Source organism: Polaromonas sp. P1_G4, assembly GCF_056405475.1.
Map to the genome: position 1 here is coordinate 1 of NZ_JBFUCA010000617.1, position 2,190 is coordinate 2,190.

The following is a 2,190-nucleotide window of genomic DNA, read 5'->3' on the forward strand; positions in this document are numbered from 1 at the left end:
GGGTAAAAGACTACGAAGCCGCGCTGGCCACCGCCAATGACACGCCATTCGGCCTGTCAGCCGGCATCGCCACCACCAGCCTCAAATACGCGACCCACTTCAAGCGCCACAGCCAGGCCGGCATGGTCATGGTCAACCTGCCGACGGCAGGCGTGGACTACCACGTACCGTTTGGCGGCCGCAAAGGATCCAGCTACGGCCCGCGTGAGCAAGGCAAGTATGCGCAGGAGTTCTTCACGACGGTGAAGACGGCGTATACGCTGGCTTGAGTTAGCGAACAATAGGCCGTCGAGCGGCGCGGCTGCCCGGTTGGTTAGACTGGTAACCCACAGGCCAGATGCCTGCGGGCTTCACCCCTCTAACCACAGGCCTGAACGATGCGTTTCTTTCGCAGCTTCAACGACTTTCCCAAACTGCTGCTCGCCCTGACAGCAGCCTACTTCCTCGCCAGTCTCGGCCATTTCAGCCACAACGCCGAGTTCATCTGCGAATATCCGAACCTGCCGGCCTGGCTAACACGTGCGCAGGTTTATGGGGTGTGGGCTGCCATCACTTCGGTGGGTGCCGTTGGCTTGCTGCTCATGCGCAAAAAATTCTTGGCTATGGGCCTGCTGCTGATGGCTGTTTACGCGGCGTTAGGTTTTGACGGCCTGGGCCACTATGCGTTGGCCCCCATCGAGTTTCATCCTCTGATCGCCAACGTCACAATTCTTTCGGAGGTGCTTGCCGCCGCACTTTTGCTGCCGGTAGCCTTGTGGCTCCTGGCGTCACACATATTCCGGGGTCAAACAAAGGTTCAACACCCATGACCCCACAAGTCGTTTTTATCGATGTCGACGACACCATGGTCAGGTCCGTTGGTGCGAAGCGTATTCCCATGCCTGCGGTAATTACCCAGGTCAGGCGGCTGAAATCCGAAGGCGCAACCTTGTTTCTCTGGAGCTCGGGAGGCGCTGAATACTGCCGAACCACAGCCATCGAACTAGGGATCAGCGAGTGTTTTGAAGCTTATCTGCCAAAGCCTACAGCCTACATTGATGACCAGCCGGTGCATGAGTGGCGATTCTGCAAACATCTCTACCCTTCGCACGCTGAGAATGCTTAAGCGATTGCTCGGTGCCGGCGAAAGAGTGTCTTTGGGGAAACTGTCGTTTGCCTCGGCCCTCGTCGCCTTCTCATTGTTTCTTGCGTTGTGGTGCGTTCATCGCGCCGGCGGTGTGCTCTTCGGGGGCAAGCTATTGAACGCGCTGAACCGGCTGGGCATGGTGCGGCAAGAACGCAGCTATATTGCCGAACTTCGGCCAAGCAGCGTCTTTGCGCTGAATGACGCCAACGCTGTTATCTGGTTGACCTGCCTTACGTTCATTCTTGCCGGGCTTGGCCTTGTCCTGGCGCTTTGCTCAGAATACAAACGTGAATCCACGCTTTACGCCAGCACCGGTTTTATCGTGGCGACACTCGGTATCGGACTGCTTTACCCACTGGTCATGGTTACGACGCAGACCGCGGGAGCTATTGCACTCGTCGGCATCAGGAAACACCGTACGCGCAATGACCGGACTGCCCTGCCAGACAAGAACTCGGGGTTCCACGCGTCTGAATGTTAAATGGCTCACCCATCAAACAGGGCTCTCACATGAATCACCCCTTGCGCTGCCAATGCGGCACACTCCGCGGCCATGTCAGTCACACCGAATCGGTATGCCGCGGCGTCTGCTACTGCAAAGACTGTCAGGTTTACGCGCACTTCCTGGGCAAGGCCGACGAGATTCTGGATGAGATGGGTGGATCGGATGTGATCGCCACGCTTCCCCAGCACGTCACCTTCACCCATGGCCAGGAGGCACTCACCTGCATGTCGCTCAGTGACAGGGGCATGTTGCGCTGGTATGCCAGCTGCTGCAATACGCCGATCGGCAACACGGCACGCGACTTCAAGGTCTCGCATGTCGGTCTGCTGCACAACTGCCTGAAAGATCTGTCAACCAGTCTGGACAGCGCTTTCGGCCCCGTGCGCATGAAAGTCGGCATGAAGAGCGCCAAAGGCAGGCCAAAAGCCATGCCGGTCAGCACCACCCTGTCCATTCTCCGGTTCATGGCGACGCTGATACGCACGAGGCTCAATGGCGGCTACAAGGTCACTCCCTTCTTTAACCCGGATGATGGGGTGCCACGCGTATCGCCCAAGGT

At 58.0% G+C, this 2,190-nt stretch carries 5 protein-coding genes; all 5 read left to right on the forward strand.

Features of this window, described 5'->3' with window-relative positions; genetic code table 11:
- Positions 1-269 (forward strand): aldehyde dehydrogenase family protein (locus AC1D1X_RS21280; protein ID WP_477699111.1); only part of this gene is annotated, 269 nt, incomplete at its 5' end.
- Between the two features lie 108 nt (positions 270-377).
- Positions 378-809, forward strand: coding sequence for a hypothetical protein (locus AC1D1X_RS21285; protein ID WP_477670944.1), 432 nt, complete (start codon positions 378-380; stop codon positions 807-809).
- A complete protein-coding gene (locus tag AC1D1X_RS21290; RefSeq protein WP_477670945.1) occupies positions 806-1,105 on the forward strand; it encodes a DUF705 domain-containing protein in 300 nt (99 codons plus the stop codon). Before AC1D1X_RS21285 ends, AC1D1X_RS21290 begins: the two co-directional genes overlap by 4 nt.
- On the forward strand, positions 1,053-1,607 hold the full coding sequence (locus AC1D1X_RS21295; protein ID WP_477670946.1) for a hypothetical protein: 555 nt from the start codon (positions 1,053-1,055) through the stop codon (positions 1,605-1,607). The genes AC1D1X_RS21290 and AC1D1X_RS21295 overlap by 53 nt, the downstream gene beginning before the upstream one ends.
- 29 nt (positions 1,608-1,636) lie before the next feature.
- The coding region (locus AC1D1X_RS21300) for a DUF6151 family protein (RefSeq protein WP_477699112.1) at positions 1,637-2,190 on the forward strand (554 nt) is incomplete at its 3' end.

What these genes read in the sequence shown, in the direction of transcription:
- AC1D1X_RS21290 (WP_477670945.1), top strand. Translation starts at nt 806, where the DNA reads ATGACCCCACAAGTCGTTTTTATCGATGTCGACGACACCATGGTCAGG.
- AC1D1X_RS21285 (WP_477670944.1), top strand. Translation starts at nt 378, where the DNA reads ATGCGTTTCTTTCGCAGCTTCAACGACTTTCCCAAACTGCTGCTCGCC.
- AC1D1X_RS21295 (WP_477670946.1), top strand. Translation starts at nt 1,053, where the DNA reads ATGAGTGGCGATTCTGCAAACATCTCTACCCTTCGCACGCTGAGAATG.